Genomic DNA, 19,351 nt, shown 5'->3' with positions numbered 1-19,351 from the left:
CGACGATCCATCTCCGCAGCCATTCCCCCACCTTTTCGCGGGCGAATTCCCCTGCAATCCCCAAATTGACGCTTTACGACGATGTCGCACCCTCGGCAGCCACAACGCTGCGCGCAATATCCGCCGCACCAATCAACCCAGCATCCGCACCTAGTTCAGCGACCCGCACATCCGCTACCGGACGATAGCCAGCGCCGGTGAGATTGCGGGCAAACTCGGCCTTGGCCTTGTCCAGGTATAGATCAGACGCCGAGGCAACACCGCCACCGATAACAATCAATTCCGGATCAAAGACATCGCCCACCATCGACAGGCCACGCCCCAGCCAGGTAGCAAAGTCATCAATCGCAGCTAGAGCCAATTCATCCCCCTGGCGAGCAGCCGAGACGACATCGGTACCAGTTACCGAGCCGGCCACGAGCCCGTCGGTAAGCCGCGAGAAGTAGCGACCGGATTCAGAGAGTTCCTGAGCGGTGGTAACCAACGCCGTACCCGAGCAGTAACGCTCCAAGCAACCACGCTTTCCGCAGGAGCAGGGACGACCATCCGGCACAACGGTGAGGTGGCCGAATTCCGGCGCCGTGCCGTACGCGCCACGGTAAATCTCACCACCCTGCATCATCGCGCCGCCGATTCCCGTACCCAGCGCAAACAGCACCCAATTATCCGCACCGCGAGCCGCACCAAAGCGATACTCACCCCAGGCGGCCGAGTTGGCATCGTGCTCAAGCTGCAGCGGACATGGGAGAAGCAAGGATAAACGCTTGACGACGTTCGCATCGCGCCACGGCAGATGCGGGGCGAAACGAACCGTCTGGCGGTCAGAATCCAAAAAACCAGCTACAGCTAAACCGATGGCGCTGACATCTGGAAAGCGTTCAACCAAGCGCTCGGATGTCTGGACAATGCCACGTTCAATGGCATCCACACTGCCATCAGAACTGGTCTGAACTCGATACAACACCTGCCCATCAGCGCTGACCACTGCAGCGCGCAGGTTTGTTCCACCAATATCAAAACCGATAGCCGGGCGATCAGCGGCGTCGGACTCGTCTGAGTTCGGATGAATCGGAATATCGGTGGACATAACAGTTGATTATAAAGGGATTGCGCAGGTTCGGAGAATTCGGCGAGCCCGAGCAGCCATGACCTCCCAGGTCCACGACTGCACAACATGCTCCCGACCACAGGCCCCCATCGCCGCCGCGCGCTCCGGATCATCCAAAACCTCAACCAGCCCGGTGGCGACGCTGCGCTTCGAGGCCCCGTCGACAACGATGCCAGTTTCGCCATCGATAACTGTCTCCGGAGCACCACCGGACTTGCCAGCTATGACAGGGACACCGCAGGCCTGTGCTTCCAAGTAGACAATGCCGAGGCCTTCTACATCGAGGCCACGTCCGCGGGTTCGGGCGGGCATGGCGAAGACGCTGGCCGCATTGTAATAAGCGGGGAGGTCATCATAAGAGACCTTTCCGGCAAAAATAACCTGCTCGGAGACCCCGAGCTTTACTGCCAGCTTTTTCAATTCTCGGTTCAACGGACCAACGCCCACGATCAGCAACCTGGCATCCGGGTGCTGCTCAAGAACCTTAGGCATGCTGCGAATCAGCATATCTTGGCCTTTTCGGCGCACTAGCCGAGAAATACAGACGATAAGCGGCTGGGACTCACCGATTCCGTGGTGCTGCCGGATCTTCTGTCCCGCCTCGGGGTCCGGGGAAAATCGCTCGATATCGACACCGGAAGGCAGGCGTTCAAATGCTGTTTGCGGACCAAAGGCTGCCGCAAATCGACCACGGGTGTAGCGGGAAATATAGGTCACAACATCGGAGCTCTTACCAATGCGCCTCAGCATCTGGCGGGCCAATGGCAGCATCGACCAGCCCACTTCATGTCCGTGAGTGGTAGCAACGATGCGGGTGGCACCTGCGCGACGGCATGCGTCGGCAAGCAAACCAAGTGGCGCGGCGGCACCAAACCATACGGTGTCAATGCGTTCGGTGCGAATAATCTGAGCGGCGCGACGAGCTACGTGCGGCAGTGGCAGCAGCACGGAATCACGCATGCGATAAACACGGTACGGTAGCGACTCGTCGTAGGCGCGGAGCTTTTCTTCGGGGGCTCGCGAGGACGCGAGGACTACGAGGTTCTCCGGATCCAAACGAGCACAGAAATCACGCAGGTAGGACTCGATTCCACCATCGCGAGGCGGGAAGTCATTCGTAATGAGCAGTACGCGCGCAGACATGGAGCCGAGTTTATCTACCTTGACTAAAAGGACGCGAGGTCACCTGCCGCTAGTTAGAAGCGGACAGCGCCTTGGTACGGGCCACCTTGGTCGATGGAAACGACCTGGACTGGAATACCGTAGTCGGAAGCATGGACAATCTGACCATTGCCGATGTACATGCCCACGTGCGTGATTCCCGGGTAGTAACCGATGATGTCGCCGGGCTGCAGCTGGTCGCGGCTCACCGGAGTACCACCGGCGAGCTGTGCCTGCGAGGTCCGCGGGATGGACTTACCAATCTGCTGGTACGCCCAGTACATCAGGCCGGAGCAGTCGAATGCGGAGGGACCAGCAGCTCCCCACGAGTACGGGGAACCCAGCTTCGACATCGCGGCATCAACTGCGGCGGAAGATCCGAGCAGTTTGTCCAACCCTTCGGTAATTGGGTTGTTCTTGGAAATCCAGATTTCCCGCTGTTCGGGGCTCAGCGATTCAACCATGGACTTGACATGCTCGGCGCGCTCATCAAATTCGGCGCTGCGCTTGTCCAAATCATCGCGGCGCTTGGCCAGGTCATCGAGCTGCTTGCGGATATCGCCCTGCAGACGCAGCGCATTGGCCTTGCCATCCTCGGCATCCTTGCGGGCTTGCACCGCACGGCTGACGACTTCATCGTTGTCGCGGAACATCTTGTTGATGTAGCCGGCACGGTCGATAGCGTCCTGAGCACTGGAAGATCCCAGGGCGGCCGACAATGGGTCGACGATTTCACCACGCATCCGCTTCTTCGCGAAGTAGGAAATCTCACCAGAGAGCGCCTTGAGATTATCCTGTGCTCGGAGAACCTGATCCTCAGAGTGCTTCAGTTCCCCTTCGGCGTGCCGGAGTTCCTCTTCCTTGGCCTGAACCTGAGAATCCAGCTCGGTAACTTCCTCAGAAACCGCTTCGGTATCCCGAGAAATCTTCTCCAGCTCTGCAATAATGCCGTCTGCAGTAGCCAGATCCGGGGCTGGCTGTTCATCCTGCGCAGAGGCAATCGGCGCCAAACCTACGGAGCCAAAGGTTAGCCCAGTCACGACCGTAAGCCCGACTACACCGCGACGAGAGTTGCGGCGACGGCGAGAGGCACGGTGACGCGACAAATCCAAACCCTTTTCAAGTTGTGTATTCAAATTTCTTCCCCGAAAAACAAAACATCAAACCACTTGACGCATTCGAGCAAATTGTAGCAGCCTTGCCGCGGAACAACACACCGACAAACCGCCAGCACAAAGGGGTATCCAAAGGGAGTAACCAGGATAGCCCTTCGACTCCACGCATTGCGTAACCGCAGTAGAAAAACAAAAAATGAGGCGAGTGCCCCTATAGTGCTTTACGACGCGCATAGCGTCAGCACCCGGGCGCTCGCCTCAGTGCCCCCTCGGTAAAAAGAGAGTCAAGGCTCTGCGGGGCATCAAGGCCCCGCAGGTTGTCATCCGTTCAAACAGATTAGAAGCGGACGAAGTTGTGAACCGGCATGTAGTTCATCGGAGCTTCCTTGACGACATCGCCGGACTGCGGAGCGTGAATCACGTTGCCGTTGCCGGAGAAGATGCCGACGTGGGTAGCGCCAGAGTAGAAGGAAACGATGTCACCCAGTGCCGGGCTGGAGACCGCGGTACCCTGGGAAGCCTGCGCCTGGGAGGTACGCGGGATCGACTTACCGACCTGCTGGTATGCCCAGGAGGTCAGACCGGAGCAGTCGAAAGAGTTCGGACCGGTAGCGCCCCACACATACGGGGAACCGATCTTGGAACGTGCAGCGGAGACGATAGCCGAACCAGTGGACGGTGCTGCAACGTTTGCAACGCTGCCGGAGGTAACCTCACCTGCGATGTCGTTGAACTTGCCAACAACATCCTGCATACCTGCAACCTGCGGGGTATCGAAGCCGTTCAGTGCGCCCTGGATGTCGTTCAGCGGGTTAGCGTTAGCGGTCGGAACTGCGAGAGCGGTAACGCCGGCGACAGTTGCGCCAAATGCGACTGCGTTGCGTGCAAAGTTAGAACGGCGGTGGTGCTTGCCCATTGTTTTGAAACTCCAAAATCTTCCTGTTTAGCCGACCGGGTTAGCTGACGGGTTCGGAAGAATGGAAGACTTCCTACCCTCCGGGATTTCCCTTTGGGATTCACCCCATGGTTCGAGGTGGGTCCCCGGCTCGAATCCCCTGAGGCTCTCACTACTTAGACCCTCAGGACCTTCGATAAGGCTCTGTGTTTTCTTATCAATGACCGGCACCAACTCAGTGGCCCCGTTTCAATGTCTCGATAAGGTTACGAAATGGCATCAAGTTTTGTCTAGCCGTTTGTCCAGAAAACCGCTCGAGGCCCGGTTGTTACCATCGATAGAACTAAACCGTTACCAAGCTGTTACAACTAAACACTCCCCCTATAGCGGAATAATAACAGTTTGATAAACGTGTCACTACCTGGCATTTTGAAGTCCGCCGAGAACTTTACACTTAATGCCTTAAAGTCGACACATTTTTATCGCGGGCTCAAAACGTGTTTTATGTCACACCCCAGCTTGCAACAGCTCAATTTGCTCAAGTTTCACAGTTTTAACACCACTAGGAGCGCTCAGAATAGGATTATTGACGTGGATTCAGGACAACAGCACTTCCCTCTCGAAGGCACCGTCGATGATTCTCTTTTCAACACCACCTTTGTCGTCGTAGACCTGGAAACGACCGGATTGAAGGCCAAAAACGACCACATCATTGAAATTGGGGCCATCAAAACCCGTGGCGGTAAGACAATTGGCACCTTTTCCAGCTTCATCGACCCCGGTATGGAGATCCCTGACCACATCACATCTCTGACCGGCATCACTACCGCCGATGTTGAAACCGCCCCACAGCTCGGCACAGTTATTACTCAGTTCCTCGAATTTGCCCGGGGAAGCGTCTGGGTTGCGCATAATGCCAAGTTCGATATTGGATTCCTCCGCCAGGCTTGCACAGATTTGGGCCTAGATTGGCCGAGCCCCAGTGTCGTAGACACCCTCACGTTGGCGCGTCGCGTCCTCGACCGCTCACAAGTTGGCAGTTTCAAGCTCTCACAGCTCGCACGGTACGTCGGTTCTCCGAATCGCCCCACCCACCGGGCGCTTGACGACGCAATCGCAACCGTCGACGTCCTTCACTACCTCGTGGAGAGACTAGCTGGCGATGAAGTACAAACAGCGTCCGAGCTAGTGCACTACTCGCCCACCGTCGCTCCAGAGGTTCGTGCTAAACGGCACCTTGCCGATGGAGCTCCGCACACCCCTGGTGTCTATGTTTTTCGGTCAAGAAATGACGACCCCTTATATATAGGTACAGCTCTCGATTTGCGACGTAGACTTCTGCAGTATTTCAACGGTACTGATTCTCGTCGCAAGATTACGGAAATGGTCTCTCTAGCCGAACGCGTCGAGATCATCGAGTGCCCGCACGGCTTCGCTGCAGAAATTCGCGAGGCTCGTCTGATCTCTGCACTCCGTCCGCCCTACAACCGACAACGCACCGAACCAACCCGCGGCTGGTACATCGTCCCCACTAGCCCCGGTCGGCCTGCCAAGATTAGCCGGGCAGTCACCGACGCCCGCAGCCTAGGTCCTTTCCGCACGCGCGACACCGCTACTGCCATCCGCGACAGGTTCTCCGCGCTTAACGACGACTTTGCGATAACAACCGCTCAGATCTCCACCACCGGCGCAGACGAGATCGCAGACATGATTGCAGAGATATCAGCACTTGCCGAAGCACACCGCTTCCAACGCGCGGCAGTGCAACGTGACCGCGCCGCGGAGTTCATTATCAGCTTGGACAAGCAGCAGCGCCTGAGCATGCTTGCAGCCATCCCATCTCTGCAAGCCGCTTTCCCCGATGGCAATGGCGGCTGGCATCTAGCGGAAATTCGCTACGGCAGGTTGGCCGGCGCCAGCACCGCACCACGTGGCGCGGAAATGAACTACATCATCGAGCTCATGGAGAGTTCAGCCCAAACAGTCACTCCAGATGATTCCTTATATAAAGGAGCATCGATTGATGAACTCAGTATTATCTGGAAATGGCTGCAGCGCCCGGAGGTACGAATAAAGCCCACCGGAGGCGAGTATTCCTACCCTAGGTTAGGCGCAGGAAAATACCTTCAGTGGGCAATTGACGCGCAGCAAGCACGTCGTGAAGCGCGACGTGAACCTTAACCCTTCATCGCCGCGGTAAGGATGTCCAGGCACAGCCCCGACTGGAGCGTTTCCTTGACCTCTTCAATGGAGTCGGCCATAGCTTCCTTTAGTGGACGGCCACTCAGACCACGCGAAATGGCGATCGCGGCAGCGGAGTTAAGGATGACTGCATCGCGAATCGGACCTTCGAGTTCGCCAGCCCAAATGCGACGTGCAACATCAGCGTTGTAAGCGGGGTCACCGCCACGCAGCGCGTCAATTTCGGAGTACTCCATGCCATAGTCATGTGGATCGATGACATCTTCGGCAACTTCTCCGTTTTCCACAATAAAGACCTTGGTGGGACCAGTAACGGTAATCTCGTCGAGACCATCGCTTCCGCGAACCACCAAAGCGCGCTGACCACGGCGGGCGAAGGTGTCCGCCATCGTCTCCATCTGATCTTCGAAGGCACAGCCAATCAAGCTCGCCTGCGGGCGTGCTGGATTCGTCAGCGGCCCCAACAGGTTGAAGACTGTCGGAACCGCTAGCTCCTTACGCACCGGTCCAGCGAAGCGCATGGCCGGATGAAAGCGAGCGGCAAAGAGGAAGCGCACGTAGAAATCCGGATGTTCCGGAGAAGTAACGAGACCGTTCTCAATGTCGATGCCAAAGGCCTCCAGCATGTCAGCTCCGCCCGACTTCGAAGAAGCCGCGCGGTTACCGTGCTTGAGCACCGGCACACCACTGGCAGCGATAACAATCATGGACATCGTGGAGATGTTGACGGTATTTGCGCCATCACCACCGGTGCCGACGATATCGACTGCTCCACGCTCAATAACACCGGCGAGCTGTGGATCATGAACTGGGCGGGCAAATGAAAGCATGCCTTCAGCCGCAGCATCGAGCTCGGCAGCCGTAATCCCCTTGGCGAGGAGACCGAAAGCAAACGTTGCGGTCTGCACGTCTCCGGAAGCACCAGACATGATCTGATCCATGGCGAATCGAATGCCCTCACCGGAAACTTCGCGGCCAGCGCCAATCGTGGAGAGAACATGGCGCCAGTTCTCGACCGCCCTCTTATCGCCGATCTCGCTCATCGCCACTCCCTTCCACTAGATAGTCAAGTCTGTACCCGTACAGTATTAATACAACTGCACCTAGGTACTACTGGTTATCCGGTCCACCAGGTGCACCACATCACAGGGCTTTTGAAAAATCCCACCGTGATGTACGTAATAAGACAAGATACCTCCCCCATATATCCAGCGCATCACCAGGTCCACCTTTTGCGTTCGCCGAAAATCTCACCCCCATTGGGGCAACTGGAAAAATACGATATTAAATAGAGCCGAACCTGCGATAAACTAACCGACAGCTGATGCCGCAGTATCGCAAACCCAGGTTCACCGGAAGTGAACCTGGCAGTCCAGGGGGATGGACACCGCGCACCTCGGCACAACAAAGCCCTCGAATTCACCCGCGTCGGATAAGGACACTGGAAAGTTCCCAACAGGGGGAAAAATTAGTGAAATTCTCAGAAACCTTTTCTCGCGACCTGGGATTTTAGGAATTTTTATACAAAAACGGGGGTTGCAACGTGACTACTCCTTAAGAACAGTACATACTGTTAGTTGTGACGAGCGCAGTTGAAAATCAAGGTATGACAGCACCACGTCGTGCTGCGACACTGAACCGACCGAATATGGTCAGTGTCGGCACGATTGTGTTCCTGTCTCAGGAATTAATGTTCTTCGCCGGTCTGTTCGCGATGTACTTCGTGTCACGCGCGAACGGCCAGGGCGATTCGTGGGATTGGGGTACCGGCCACCTCAATGTCCCGTACGCACTATTGATCACCGTGATCCTAGTGTCGTCTTCGTTCACTGCCCAGTGGGGCGTGTTCGCGGCCGAGCGTGGCGACGTTTTCGCACTCCGTAAGTGGTACGCACTGTCTACCGCCCTGGGTGCAATCTTCCTCGTCGGCCAGGCTTACGAGTACTTCACCCTGGTTAGCCACGGTCTGACCATTCAGAACTCCATTTACGGTTCGGTCTTCTTCATCACCACCGGATTCCACGCAGCCCACGTCCTCGCGGGTGTGCTGGCTTTCGTTGTGGTGCTTATCCGTACCTCCAAGGCGAAGTTCACCCCGGCACAGGCCACTGCTGCCATCGTGGTCTCGTACTACTGGCACTTCGTCGACGTCGTGTGGATTGGCCTGTTCATCACCATCTACTTCATCCAGTAGGCCGTATTGGCCGTCCTTTGTTTAGTACGGCCTACAGCCCATCCACTTTCCACGAACAGTCTTAAAGGGAAAAAGATGGAAAACACTACCTCCGAAACCAAGGACACCACGTCCTTGGCTGCGGCCCCGAAGTCAAAGGGCCGCCGCAAGATGCGCCGTACTGCCTCCGGCATTATGGCTATGGCTCTCGCCCTCACCGGCGCGGGCTTCCTCGCTAATGCTCTGACCCCTGATGCACAGACGGCTACTGCTCAGCAGGATGAAGCCGCAATGATTCAGCAGGGCAAGGAGCTTTACGACGTTGCTTGTATTACTTGTCACGGCGCCAACCTTCAGGGCGTTAAGGACCGCGGCAAGTCGCTGATTGGCGTCGGCGAAGGCTCGGTTTACTTCCAGGTTCACTCCGGTCGTATGCCGATGCTCCGCAACGAGGCTCAGGCAGCACGTAAGACCCCGCGTTACTCCGAAGAGCAGACGCTGGCTATCGCAGCCTACGTCCAGGCTAATGGTGGCGGCGCCGGCATCGTCCGCGACGAGGACGGCTCCATCGCTATGGAGTCGCTGCGCGGTAAGAACGCCGGCCCGAACGGTGAGCTTGACAAGGCTGACGTTGCTCGCGGTTCCGAGCTGTTCCGCCTGAACTGTGCATCCTGCCACAACTTCACCGGTCGTGGCGGCGCACTGTCCAGCGGTAAGTACGCACCGGTCCTGGATCCTGCAAATGAGCAGGAAATCTACCAGGCAATGCTGACCGGCCCGCAGAATATGCCGAAGTTCTCTGACCGCCAGCTGTCTGCTGACGAGAAGAAGGACATCATCGCCTACATCAAGAACGCCAAGGAAACTCCGACCCCGGGTGGTTGGGGCATTGGTGGCATCGGCCCAGTTGCTGAGGGCCTTGTCATGTGGATTGTAGGCATTGTCGCTCTCGTAGCGGCCGCTCTTTGGATTGGATCCCGCCGATGAGTAATAACGAAAACAAGAAGTACAGCTCCGAAGAGCTGTCGAAGATGAGCAATGCGGATCTCGCTCGTCTGGGTGCTGAACTCGATGACGTGACCATTGCTTACCGCAAGGAACGCTTCCCGATTGCCAACGACCCGGCTGAAAAGCGCGCGGCTCGTGGTGTCACCATCTGGCTGGCACTGTCGGTCATTCTTGGCCTGGCATTCATCGCCATCTACCTGTTCTACCCGTGGCACTACAAGGGTCACGGCGAAGAGGGTCTGTGGTTGTACACCATGTACACCCCGCTGCTGGGTATCACCATCGGTGGCTGCATCGTCACCCTGGGTATTGGTGCAGTTAAGTTCACCAAGCGCTTCATTCCGGAAGAAATTTCGGTTCAGCGCCGCCACGATGGTCCGTCCGAAGAGGTAGACCAGAAGACCATCGTTGCCCTGCTGAACGATTCTTGGCAGACCTCCACCCTGGGTCGTCGCTCCGCTATCAAGGGCCTCCTTGGTACCGGCGCCGTCCTGGCTGGTATCGGCATGATCCTTCCGCTTGGCGGCATGATTAAGAACCCGTGGAAGCCACGCCACGACGTTGACGTCACTGGTGACGGCACCCTGTGGACCACCGGCTGGACTCTCGTCGAGAAGGGCCACAAGGTTTACCTGGGTCGCGACACCGGCGCTATCGCTGAAGAGGGCGTACACGGCTACACCACTAAGGGCGTTTCCCGCCTGGTTCGCCTCCGCCCAGAGGACCTGTCCGCAGGTTCCATGGAGACCGTCTTCCCTCTTCCGGAGGAGGACGTCAACGACGGCGACAAGTACTCCAAGGATGCTGATGTCTACGAGGCACACATGCACTCGATTCACGGCTCCCGCAACTCGGTCATGCTGATCCGTCTGCGTTCCCAGGACGCTGAAAAGGCAATCCTGCGCAAGGGTCAGGAAGACTTCCACTACGGCGACTACTTCGCCTACTCGAAGATTTGTACACACATCGGTTGCCCGACTTCTCTGTACGAACAGCAGACGAACCGTATTCTCTGCCCATGCCACCAGTCGCAGTTCGATGCACTGCACTACGGCAAGCCAGTCTTCGGTCCAGCTGCTCGCGCTCTTCCAGAGCTGCCGATCAGCGTTGACGAAGAAGGCTACATGTACGCAGAGGGCAACTTCATTGAGCCCGTCGGTCCGGCATTCTGGGAGCGTCAGTCATGAGTAATCCAACGAAACTAGCAACCGCTGCTAAGAATATGGATGACCGCTACACCCTGTCTGGCGGCATGCGTAAGCAGCTCAATAAGGTATTCCCTACCCACTGGTCCTTCCTGCTGGGCGAGATTGCACTCTACTCCTTCGTAGTCCTGCTTTTCTCGGGTGTTTACCTGACTCTGTTCTTCGACCCGTCGATGTCGAAGGTCATTTACGACGGTGCCTACGCGCCGCTCAACGGTGTCGAGATGTCTCGCGCCTACGAGACCGCCCTGCAGATCTCCTTCGAGGTTCGCGGTGGCCTGTTCATTCGCCAGATTCACCACTGGGGTGCTCTGCTGTTCGCCGTGTCCATCATGGCGCACATGTTCCGCATCTTCTTCACCGGCGCATTCCGCAAGCCGCGTGAGGCTAACTGGGTCATCGGTTCCATCCTCCTGCTGCTGTCCGTGGCAGAGGGCTTCATGGGTTACTCCCTGCCGGACGACCTGCTATCCGGTGTTGGTCTGCGTATTATGTCCGCAATCATCATCGGTCTGCCGATTATCGGCACCTGGCTGCACTGGATGATGTTCAACGGCGACTTCCCGGGTGACATGATTATCCCGCGCCTGTACATTGCACACGTGCTGATTCTCCCGGCCCTGCTGCTGGGTCTGATTGCCGCTCACCTGGCTCTGGTCTGGTACCAGAAGCACACCCAGTTCCCTGGCGCAGGTCGTACCGAGAACAACGTCGTCGGCGTTCGTATTCTCCCGATCTTCGCAGTCAAGTCCGTTTCCTTCGGCCTGATTACGTTCGGCTTCCTGGCGCTATTCGCTGGTATCTTCCAGATCAACGCAATTTGGAACCTTGGCCCGTACAACCCGGCGCAGGTTTCCGCTGGTTCCCAGCCGGATATCTACATGCTGTGGACTGACGGTGCTGCCCGTGTCATGCCGCCGTGGGAGCTCTACTTGGGCTCTTACACGATCCCGGCAGTCTTCTGGGTCGCCCTGCTCTGTGGTGTTCTGGTTGTCCTGCTCTTCGCTTACCCGTTCATCGAGGCGAAGATCACCGGCGACAACGCCCACCACAACCTGCTGCAGCGTCCGCGCGACGTGCCGGTTCGCTCCGGCCTGGGTGCCATGGCTTTGGTCTTCTACACCCTGCTGACTCTGTCCGGTGGTAACGACCTGATCGCATACCACTTCCAGATCTCGCTGAACGTGATGACCTGGGTTGGCCGTATCGGTCTGATTATCCTGCCTCCGATCGCTTACTTCGTCACTTACCGAATCTGCATCGGCCTGCAGCGCTCTGACCGCGCTGTCCTGGAGCACGGCATCGAGACGGGCATCATCAACCAGCTGCCTGATGGTTCCTTCATCGAGGTCCATCAGCCACTGGGTCCGGTCGACGAGCACGGCCACGCCGTTCCGCTCGAGTACCAGGGTGCTTACGTCCCGAAGACCATGAACGAACTGGGTGCCGCTGGTAGCCCGGGTCGCGGTAGCTTCTTCAGCCCGGACTCCCCGGAGATCGCCGAAGAGGCAGCTCGTATCGAGCACGAGAACCACGAGCAGCAGGCTCAGATGTTCCGTGACCTCGAAGCTCAGAACGCTGAAGAGCGTCGCCAGCTCGAGCAGTAAAATTCCGCGGTAGGTTTTCTACTGCGCTCAAATAAGACCACCCCGGTCCGCATCCACTTCGGATGTCGACCGGGGTGGTTTTTGTTACCCAGATTCTTCCGATTTCGCCTTGACCCCACATATGTCGGATACCAAATCTGCTGTTTACCAGTACTAAAATGGACATATGTCTACCAGTCCCTCCCCCACCACCGATCTTTCGAGCAACGCCACACAGCTTGTCGCCAACGGTGTCAACTTCGACTACGAGGCCACGCCTGTTTTGCGCGATGTCTCGCTCACGCTTTCCGACGGCGATGTCCTCGGTCTGGTTGGAGACAACGGAGCCGGCAAGTCCACTCTTCTTTGGCTGCTGTCGGGTCGTCGTCGGCCCACGAGCGGTACGGTGACTCATATTGGCACGCGTGTACTCGGCTCTCAGGAACTGGAAGCTCCTTTCGACTCCACGGTGCAAATGCTTATCGATGAAGCCCTCGGCCCCTCGAAACGTCGTTTAGCGGAGTTAGAAGAGGCAGCTGAGGCGATGGCCTTAGCAGAGACCCCAGATGAGTCTAAGGCGGCAGAGAAGGCGTATTCGAAGGCCTTCTCGGACGTCATGGCTCACGATGACTGGAACGCCGAACATAATGCGGAGATTGTGCTCGACCATCTCGGCCTGACCGGTTCTGCTCCGGACGGCGCTCCCCTGACAGAGCAACTAACCACGGAGATTTCCGGCGGGCAGCGGGCGCGGTTGGGGCTCGCGATTACGCTCATTCGAAAGCCAGAGATTTTGCTTCTCGACGAGCCCACCAACCATCTCGATGAACGCGGTCGCCAGCTCGTGATTGACACCATCCAGAACCACCCTGGAGTGGTTGTGGTGGCAACACATGACCGCGACTTCCTGGATGCCGTTTGTACTGTAATTGGAGACTTGGTGCCGGGGCGCCCTGGTATTGGGCTGTTCCGTGGTAATTACTCCGACTACGCGAAGCACCGTCGCCACCAGCGTGAGCTATGGGAGCACCAGTGGCGCTCGGAGGAGCATGAACGCAATCGGTTGGAAGACACCATCGAGAATGGCGCTCGTGAGGTCTCACCGGGTCGGGAAATGACGGACAATAACAAGATGGCTTATGACCGCCGTGGCGGTCGTGTAGAGCGGCAAATCGCCCGCCGCGTGCGTTCGGCTAAGCAACGGCTGGAGGAACTCATTGAGGAAGGTGTGGAGCGTCCACCGGCACTACTGGGCTTTGATGCCCCGTTGACCGCCCCCTTACCGACCAAGCGCGCTGCTTCGGGCAGCGATGAAGATTTTCACATCAAGATGCGCGGTGTGGTCGTCCCAGATCGAATTCGGGTTGGTTCACTGACTATTCGTCCCGGCGACAAGGTCGTGATCACCGGCCCTAATGGGGCCGGCAAATCTACTTTGTTTAAGACGATCATGGGGCAAGTTGAGACGCAGGCTGGCGAGGTGCGTATCGGCGAGAACTGTCGAGTAGCCATGCTGGCCCAGGAACAAGACTGGGAAAACCCAAAGAAGTCCGCCCGTGAGTTGTACGACCTTGCGCCCAATGCCCGCGTGCCTCTCGACGACTTTGGGTTGCTTAGCCCCGAGGATGCCAATCGCCCGGTAGGAAGCCTCTCCATCGGCCAACAGCGACGGGTGGCGTTAGCGTTGGTCGTAGCCAACCCACCGGAGATCTTGCTGCTCGACGAGCCTACGAACCATCTGAGTGTGGATCTAATCGAGCAGGTCCAAGACGCGATCGCATCTGCAGAGGGCACAATTATTGTGATTACCCACGATCACCGCATGATCAACTCGCTCGAAGCGCGTCATCTGCAGGTGACTGACGGTGAGGTCATCGAACTACCTAAGGGGCAGAAACCCATCGAATTCGCCTGATGCGGAATCATATATTGACTAAAGATCCTAACCGGCGAGGTAACACCAGTTAGGATCCCCAACTCGTCCAAACAAAAAAGTCTCTCCCACTAACACCGTTGTTAGTGGGAGAGACTTTTCGGTTATCTACGACTGTGGTTCAGTCTGATTGCACTCGGACTAGTGCTTCTCCGGCGGAGTGATGTACTGAGTGTTGAGCTTGGTGCTGGAGACGATCAGGATTACCGCGCCAAGGACAATCAGCCAGTAGGCCATGAATGCGATGCCGTAGCCCATGAGCAGGATGCCCATGGTCATCACGAACGGCCAGATCGAGCTAGCGGAGAAGAAACCGAGGGTACCTGCACCGTCGGCAATCTCTGCCTCTTCGAAGTCAGCCGGGGTGATGTCGGAGCGGCGCTCAGTGAAGTGGAAGTATCCACCGAGCATCAGAGTCATCAGAGCTGCGAGGACCAGGCCGGTTGCGCCAGCCCACTCGAGGCGACCATGGCTTTCGTTGATGACGTTACCGGTGTCCTGAAGGTACTGAGTGCCGAAGATGTAGACGACAGCCATGACCCCCAGGAACACGGTAAGTCCGTAGAAGAGCTTTGCTGCAGACTTCATTTGAGAACTTCCTTTAGGTAAGAATCTTGCTGGGTTTACTTGGCGGTCGCGTTCAGGTCAATGGTGTTAGCACCACGGTCACCCATGTCGCGGGTGTCGACACGACCGGAGTTGAACGGCGAAGTGGAGACTGCGAATGCCGGCTCACCGATGTGCTTCAGAGCATCAGCGTTAGTAGCTTCTGGGTTCTCCTGGCGGAACTTGATGTACTCGGTGAATGCCTCGCGGGAGACAGCACGAATCTCGAAGTTCATCATTGCGTGGTAAGTACCACACATCTCAGCACAACGGCCGACGAATGCGTTCTTGACCTTGTCGCTCGGGTTGTCCTCCGGGCGGTTAGCCATCTTCTCCGAGTCGATCTTCTCAATCTGGAAGATACGGTTGGACTTGTTGGCCTCCGGGTGCGGGAACACGTCACGCTTGAAGAGGAACTCCGGAACCCAGAAGGAGTGAATCACGTCAGCGGACGCGAGGTCGAACTGGATTGCAGTGTCTTCCGGAACAACGAGGACCGGAACCTCTTCGGTGGTACCGAGGGTCTCAATCTCGTCATAGTGGAGGTAGTCGAGGCTCTCCTTGGAGCGACCGTGAACCGGGTACTCCTTCTGCTTTGCGCGATCCTCAGCGGACGGAACCTCGTGGCCGCCCTCGGTGAAGAACTGCTCATCAGCCGGCTTCTCAATACGGCCGTTGTATTCCTCGCCGCCCATCAGGTCAGCGGAAATGTTGGCGTAACCGAACTTCCAGTTCCACTGGAAACCGGTGACGTCGACAGTGACCTCCGGATCCTTATCCAGGGCAGTCACCTTGTCCTGCGTCTGAACGGTGAAGAAGAACAGAGCCATCACGATCAGAATCGGCAGAATAGTCAGAGACAACTCAACCGGAACGTTGTATGCAGTCTGGCGCGGGAACTCGCCCTTGCCCTTCTTCTCAGCCTTCTTGGCTGTGAAGTTTGCCATCGAGTAAAAGGTGAAACCCCAAACAATGATGCCGATAATCCAAGCTGCAACCCAGGTCCAAACCCAGAAGTTACCCATGGACTGCGCTTCCGGGGTAACACCTTCCGGCCAACCAAAGCGGAGCAGCTTGAAGAAGCCGTTCTCCGGAGGATTAACATCACAGCCGGCAAGCAAGGCTGCGCTACCGGCGGCAACGCCGAGGACGCCGAGCTTACGGGCGACTCCGAACTTTCTACGCTGATTCACGTGTGTCTGCCTTCCTGATCCACACAATTTTCGATAACCGATTAAGGTTTCGTCCTACCCAAGCAGAGTAGTCGATTCTTAAGCTTTCTCCACAATAAATATGGCTGTGGGGTGCCTTTGAGTATATCTGCCCTAATAAAATACTGAGAAAGACCCGCCTATCGGGGGTGGCATTCTCACCAGTTACACCCTGTTGCCGCTCCCAAGTCTATGAATTTTTTAGTGTTTGCGCCACGAGCTGACGCCCACACCGTTCCGCATAACCCCGCGCCGAGGCCAGACACGGCGAGCTAAGACATTCTCCCTTTTCCCCAAAAGGCATTAAAGTAGGTGCAGCATTTCTATGTGGCGCCAATCTGGGGTTCAACCCAATTACTCAGCCACGCGGCGGTTCTTCATGGCCACCGGTTCAGACGACAGTCAGTCGCGCTGATCCTCTAGCTACGAAGCCGTAAAAACCCACTAAGTGACACTAAGTGAAAGGTGCGCGCACGAAGCATGTGTGGTCTTCTCGGAATCCTGACTGCAAATTCTGACGCAGCGGAGCTCGTTCCCGTTGTCGAAAGGGCTCTGCCCTGCATGCGGCACCGCGGTCCTGACGATGCAGGCACGTGGCACGATGAGGACGCAGTTTTCGGCTTCAACCGCCTATCCATTATTGATATTGCTCACAGCCACCAGCCGCTGCAGTGGGGACCAGAAAATCAGCCGAATCGGTACTCCATGACCTTCAACGGCGAAATCTACAATTTCGTCGAACTTCGCGAGCAGCTGGAGAAGGAAGGTTACGCCTTTAATACCTCCGGCGATGGCGAACCTATCGTCGTTGGGTTCCACCACTGGGGAGCCGACGTCGTAAAGCACTTGCGCGGCATGTTCGGCATTGCTATTTGGGACAGCGTCGAGCGCAAGCTTTTCCTGGCGCGCGATCCGTTCGGCATTAAGCCTCTCTACTACGCCACCACCGAGCGCGGCACGATTTTCGGTTCTGAGAAGAAGTCCCTGCTGGAGGCCGCGCCGGAGATGGGCATCGATGCGAAAAAGCTGAATAAGCGTGCACTGGAGCACTACGTCGACCTGCAGTACGTGCCGGAACCGGAGTCTCTGCACACTGACATCGTCCGCCTGGAGTCGGGCTGCACTGCCATCGTTACGCCTGGTGGCGAAGTTAAGCAGACCCGCTACTTCAAGCCTAGTTTCCCGATTCAGCCAGTCGCTAAGGGCGCTGAGCAGGACGTTTTTGACCGCATTGCCCGTGCGCTGGAGGACAGCGTCGAGAAGCATATGCGTGCCGACGTCACGGTGGGCTCGTTCCTGTCGGGCGGTATCGACTCCACTGCGATTGCAACTTTGGCTAAGCGCCACAACCCGAACCTGCTGACGTTTACCACTGGCTTCGAGCGCGAGGGCTTCTCAGAGGTCGATGTGGCTGCCGAGTCCGCCGCCGCCATTGGCGTCGAGCACATTGTGAAGGTCGTCTCGCCGGAGGAGTTCGCCGGGGCGATTCCGAAGATTATGTGGTACCTCGATGACCCGGTAGCTGACCCTGCACTGGTGCCGCTGTACTTCGTGGCCGCAGAGGCTCGTAAGCACGTTAAGGTCGTACTGTCCGGTGAGGGCGCAGACGAGCTCTTTGGTGGTTACACCATTTATAAGGAGCCGCTGTCGCTGAAGCCGTTCGACAAGGTTCCATCTCCCCTGCTGCGCGGTCTGGCTAAGGTCGGCGAAGCTCTGCCAGAGGGCATGCGCGGCAAGTCGCTCCTGCAGCGAGGCACTACTCCGCTGGAACAGCGCTACTACGGCAATGCTCGTTCCTTTAACTTTGAGCAGCTGCAGGAAGTGCTGCCGTGGGCCAAGAAGGAATGGGACCACAGCGATGTCACTGCGCCGTTTTACGCGCAGTCTGAAGGCTGGGACCCGGTGACTCGGATGCAGCACTTGGATCTGTTCACCTGGTTGCGTGGCGACATTCTGGTCAAGGCGGACAAGATCACCATGGCTAACTCCCTGGAGCTGCGCGTGCCGTTCCTCGACCGTGTGGTCTTCGACGTTGCACAGACGCTGCCGGTGGACATGCGTGTTTCTCACGGCACCACCAAGTACGCACTGCGTCGCGCCATGGAGCAGATTGTTCCGGAGCACGTGCTCAACCGCCGCAAACTGGGCTTCCCGGTGCCGATTCGCCACTGGCTGGCAGGCGACGAGTTGCACGGCTGGGCCGAGGACATCATCCGCGAGTCCCAGACCGAAGAGTTCATTAATAAGGACGCCGTGCTCAAGATGCTCGCCGAGCACCACCCAACCGAGCGCGACCACTCCCGCCGCCTCTGGACCATCCTTGCCTTCATGGTCTGGCACGGCCTCTTCATCGAAGACCGCATTACTCCGGACATCGAGCAGCGCGACTACCCCGTCGAGCTCTAGCTCGCTTTACGACGGTCTCCGCGATTCAGCCCCATCCTGCCCCGGCAGGCTGTCACCATCGCTGGGGCAACCAATAGAAAAGGCTCGGACCTCACTCAGTTAACAAGAGTGAGGTCCGAGCCTTTTACTATCCGACGCTTTTCACAGCGTCTACTAACAGCTCTGCTCAGCTAATGACTTAGTTGAAGGAGTCACCGCAAGCACAGGAGCCGGTGGCATTCGGATTATCGATGGTGAAGCCCTGCTGCTCAATGGTGTCAGCGAAGTCGATAGTGGCACCGGACAGGTACGGAACCGACTGGCGATCAACAACCAGCTTGACACCACCGAAAACCTCGGCGACATCGCCGTCGAGGCTGCGGTCATCGAAGTAGAGCTGGTAGCGCAGGCCGGCGCAGCCGCCCGGAGCCACGGAAATACGCAGTGCCAGGTCGGTAGCACCTTCTTGGTCCAGAAGTGCCTTTGCCTTGGCAGCCGCAGCTTCGGTCAGGGTAACGCCAGTGCTCTGAGCAGTAGTCATAGCGCGTGTCCTCCTTGTTGAAGTGTTTAAGTATGCGAGTCGACCCCAAGGTCGGCTACGTCATTATTTATCACAACCTTACCGACCAGTCTTTAATTCCCAATTCTGGGTTCTCTTTTTCTTTCTCTTTTTCTGAAGTCTCTTCTTGCCGCCACCTCGCAACCGCACCACGGCTTCCCACGCCACAACCGCACTCTCTCCCCTCCCACCCCACGCTGCGGC

General features: G+C 57.3%; 15 protein-coding genes and 1 riboswitch. Of the genes, 7 read left to right on the top strand and 8 right to left on the bottom strand.

Annotation, left to right across the window (positions count from 1 at the left end; translation table 11 throughout):
• Window positions 1–73: 73 nt before the first annotated feature.
• The 4 genes from ADB08_RS01545 to ADB08_RS01530 all read right to left on the bottom strand — a co-directional run bounded on the left by ADB08_RS01545 (window position 74) and on the right by ADB08_RS01530 (window position 4,300).
• Window positions 74–1,087: an ROK family glucokinase gene (locus tag ADB08_RS01545; RefSeq protein ID WP_049170251.1), complete on the bottom strand. Its 1,014-nt coding sequence runs from the start codon at window positions 1,085–1,087 to the stop codon at window positions 74–76.
• Window positions 1,088–1,096: 9 nt separating this feature from the next.
• On the bottom strand, window positions 1,097–2,251 hold the full coding sequence (locus ADB08_RS01540) for a glycosyltransferase family 4 protein (protein ID WP_049170249.1): 1,155 nt from the start codon (window positions 2,249–2,251) through the stop codon (window positions 1,097–1,099).
• A 53-nt stretch (window positions 2,252–2,304) separates the two neighbouring features.
• A complete protein-coding gene (locus tag ADB08_RS01535; protein ID WP_049170248.1) occupies window positions 2,305–3,405 on the bottom strand; it encodes an NlpC/P60 family protein in 1,101 nt (366 codons plus the stop codon).
• A 316-nt stretch (window positions 3,406–3,721) separates the two neighbouring features.
• Window positions 3,722–4,300 carry a C40 family peptidase gene (locus ADB08_RS01530; RefSeq protein WP_048731217.1) on the bottom strand — a complete coding sequence of 193 codons (579 nt, stop codon included), beginning with the start codon at window positions 4,298–4,300 and terminating at the stop codon, window positions 3,722–3,724.
• 14 nt (window positions 4,301–4,314) lie between these two features.
• A riboswitch (cyclic di-AMP (ydaO/yuaA leader) is annotated at window positions 4,315–4,457 on the bottom strand.
• A 413-nt stretch (window positions 4,458–4,870) separates the two neighbouring features.
• On the opposite strand from ADB08_RS01530, the gene ADB08_RS01525 reads away from it, so the two are divergent.
• A complete protein-coding gene (locus ADB08_RS01525; protein ID WP_049170245.1) occupies window positions 4,871–6,460 on the top strand; it encodes a DEDD exonuclease domain-containing protein in 1,590 nt (529 codons plus the stop codon).
• Here the strand turns inward: ADB08_RS01525 and trpD are convergent.
• Window positions 6,457–7,524: an anthranilate phosphoribosyltransferase gene (gene trpD / locus ADB08_RS01520; RefSeq protein ID WP_049170243.1), complete on the bottom strand. Its 1,068-nt coding sequence runs from the start codon at window positions 7,522–7,524 to the stop codon at window positions 6,457–6,459. The two genes, ADB08_RS01525 and trpD, sit on opposite strands and share 4 nt — an antisense overlap.
• A gap of 536 nt (window positions 7,525–8,060) precedes the next feature.
• Between trpD and ADB08_RS01515 the strand changes: the two genes are divergently transcribed.
• The 5 genes from ADB08_RS01515 to ADB08_RS01495 all read left to right on the top strand — a co-directional run bounded on the left by ADB08_RS01515 (window position 8,061) and on the right by ADB08_RS01495 (window position 14,368).
• Window positions 8,061–8,675 carry a cytochrome c oxidase subunit 3 gene (locus ADB08_RS01515; protein WP_088611596.1) on the top strand — a complete coding sequence of 205 codons (615 nt, stop codon included), beginning with the start codon at window positions 8,061–8,063 and terminating at the stop codon, window positions 8,673–8,675.
• Between the two features lie 75 nt (window positions 8,676–8,750).
• Entirely contained in the window at window positions 8,751–9,641 is an 891-nt protein-coding gene (locus ADB08_RS01510; RefSeq protein ID WP_016423027.1) for a c-type cytochrome, read from the top strand.
• Window positions 9,638–10,849 carry a ubiquinol-cytochrome c reductase iron-sulfur subunit gene (locus ADB08_RS01505; RefSeq protein WP_049170241.1) on the top strand — a complete coding sequence of 404 codons (1,212 nt, stop codon included), beginning with the start codon at window positions 9,638–9,640 and terminating at the stop codon, window positions 10,847–10,849. The genes ADB08_RS01510 and ADB08_RS01505 overlap by 4 nt, the downstream gene beginning before the upstream one ends.
• A complete protein-coding gene (locus ADB08_RS01500; RefSeq protein WP_016423029.1) occupies window positions 10,846–12,474 on the top strand; it encodes a cytochrome b in 1,629 nt (542 codons plus the stop codon). Before ADB08_RS01505 ends, ADB08_RS01500 begins: the two co-directional genes overlap by 4 nt.
• 166 nt (window positions 12,475–12,640) lie before the next feature.
• A complete protein-coding gene (locus ADB08_RS01495) occupies window positions 12,641–14,368 on the top strand; it encodes an ABC-F family ATP-binding cassette domain-containing protein (protein WP_049170239.1) in 1,728 nt (575 codons plus the stop codon).
• A 159-nt stretch (window positions 14,369–14,527) separates the two neighbouring features.
• Here ADB08_RS01495 and ADB08_RS01490 read toward each other — a convergent pair whose 3' ends face one another.
• Window positions 14,528–14,974, bottom strand: a complete 447-nt coding sequence (locus tag ADB08_RS01490; protein ID WP_049170236.1) for a cytochrome c oxidase subunit 4 — start codon at window positions 14,972–14,974, stop codon at window positions 14,528–14,530.
• 35 nt (window positions 14,975–15,009) lie between these two features.
• Window positions 15,010–16,185 carry a cytochrome c oxidase subunit II gene (locus tag ADB08_RS01485; protein WP_049170235.1) on the bottom strand — a complete coding sequence of 392 codons (1,176 nt, stop codon included), beginning with the start codon at window positions 16,183–16,185 and terminating at the stop codon, window positions 15,010–15,012.
• 498 nt (window positions 16,186–16,683) lie between these two features.
• On the opposite strand from ADB08_RS01485, the gene asnB reads away from it, so the two are divergent.
• Window positions 16,684–18,609: an asparagine synthase (glutamine-hydrolyzing) gene (asnB, locus tag ADB08_RS01480; protein ID WP_049170233.1), complete on the top strand. Its 1,926-nt coding sequence runs from the start codon at window positions 16,684–16,686 to the stop codon at window positions 18,607–18,609.
• A 178-nt stretch (window positions 18,610–18,787) separates the two neighbouring features.
• Here the strand turns inward: asnB and ADB08_RS01475 are convergent, their stop codons facing one another.
• Entirely contained in the window at window positions 18,788–19,129 is a 342-nt protein-coding gene (locus ADB08_RS01475) for a HesB/IscA family protein (RefSeq protein ID WP_005512007.1), read from the bottom strand.
• Between the last annotated feature and the right edge of the window lie 222 nt (window positions 19,130–19,351).

Source organism: Corynebacterium sp. 239_CJEI, from assembly GCF_001055995.1.
GTDB lineage: Bacteria > Actinomycetota > Actinomycetes > Mycobacteriales > Mycobacteriaceae > Corynebacterium > Corynebacterium jeikeium_D.
The sequence above is the reverse complement of the archived record's forward strand: the minus strand, read 5'-3'. Positions and strand labels throughout refer to the sequence as shown.

Coding starts and splice junctions, on each gene's coding strand:
- ADB08_RS01545 (WP_049170251.1), bottom strand. CDS start 1,087: ATGTCCACCGATATTCCGATTCATCCGAACTCAGACGAGTCCGACGCC.
- ADB08_RS01540 (WP_049170249.1), bottom strand. CDS start 2,251: ATGTCTGCGCGCGTACTGCTCATTACGAATGACTTCCCGCCTCGCGAT.
- ADB08_RS01530 (WP_048731217.1), bottom strand. CDS start 4,300: ATGGGCAAGCACCACCGCCGTTCTAACTTTGCACGCAACGCAGTCGCA.
- trpD (WP_049170243.1), bottom strand. CDS start 7,524: ATGAGCGAGATCGGCGATAAGAGGGCGGTCGAGAACTGGCGCCATGTT.
- ADB08_RS01510 (WP_016423027.1), top strand. CDS start 8,751: ATGGAAAACACTACCTCCGAAACCAAGGACACCACGTCCTTGGCTGCG.
- ADB08_RS01505 (WP_049170241.1), top strand. CDS start 9,638: ATGAGTAATAACGAAAACAAGAAGTACAGCTCCGAAGAGCTGTCGAAG.
- ADB08_RS01500 (WP_016423029.1), top strand. CDS start 10,846: ATGAGTAATCCAACGAAACTAGCAACCGCTGCTAAGAATATGGATGAC.
- ADB08_RS01495 (WP_049170239.1), top strand. CDS start 12,641: ATGTCTACCAGTCCCTCCCCCACCACCGATCTTTCGAGCAACGCCACA.
- ADB08_RS01490 (WP_049170236.1), bottom strand. CDS start 14,974: ATGAAGTCTGCAGCAAAGCTCTTCTACGGACTTACCGTGTTCCTGGGG.
- asnB (WP_049170233.1), top strand. CDS start 16,684: ATGTGTGGTCTTCTCGGAATCCTGACTGCAAATTCTGACGCAGCGGAG.
- ADB08_RS01475 (WP_005512007.1), bottom strand. CDS start 19,129: ATGACTACTGCTCAGAGCACTGGCGTTACCCTGACCGAAGCTGCGGCT.